This is a genomic window from Deinococcus rhizophilus, from assembly GCF_030271215.1.
Taxonomy (GTDB): domain Bacteria; phylum Deinococcota; class Deinococci; order Deinococcales; family Deinococcaceae; genus Deinococcus; species Deinococcus rhizophilus.
In genome coordinates this window covers 1-688 of the sequence record NZ_JASNGB010000365.1, presented here as the reverse complement: position 1 = coordinate 688, position 688 = coordinate 1, and the positions used below count along the sequence as shown (strand labels likewise).

The 688-nt window shown below is 67.2% G+C and carries 1 protein-coding gene; it reads right to left on the bottom strand.

The genetic code is table 11. From position 1 onward, the window contains the following. Nucleotides 1-688 (bottom strand): hypothetical protein (locus QOL99_RS17365; RefSeq protein ID WP_285525663.1); only part of this gene is annotated, 688 nt, incomplete at both ends.

The window sequence follows — 688 nt, the reverse complement described above, 5'->3', positions numbered from 1 at the left end:
GTCCAGCTTCAGCTCGCCCCGCATGAGCTGATCAATCGCCGGGCTAGAGGCATGGACGACGTTCACCACGTCGAGGGTCTTCACGCCGCGGCCTTCCAGGCGGTACTTCGCCAGGGCGGTGGGCGACACCCCTTCCAATGCTGTCTTCCAGGCCTTCTTCAAGCTGTTGGGGATGGGCTTGCCGTAGGCGGCGAGCTGGTACGCGAGGCCGGTGGCGCACTCGTCGGGACGGCGGATGATCTGGGGCGCATACTCCCGGAGCAGCCCTGTACCGCGCACCTGAGCGTGTTTGGCGGCGCGGACCAGGATGACCTGCGGAGTCACGCGGATGTTCCACTCGCCGCGCAATTCGGCGGCCAGCCGCAGGGTGCCAGGGGCGTCGGCGGCCAGGGCACCGTCGATGGCCCGTTCCAAACGCTGGGCGGGCGTGAGGCCGCGCCAGTCCTGGGGGTCCAGCGCACCCAGCGTGGCGTTCAGGTGGGCGAAGTGGACCTCGTCCAGGCGGCCACGGTGCACACGCTGGGGACGAGTATCCACGACGTCGCGGACGTAGTACATGGGCTCGCCGAAAAAGCAACTGGCGGCCATGACCCGCAGGGTCTGAAGGGGGTCGGTGAGATCGTAGGACGGCCCGCCCATGTAGTTCAGGTGCGGCTTGGCCGTTTTGTTCTTCTTGAGTCGGTTGATG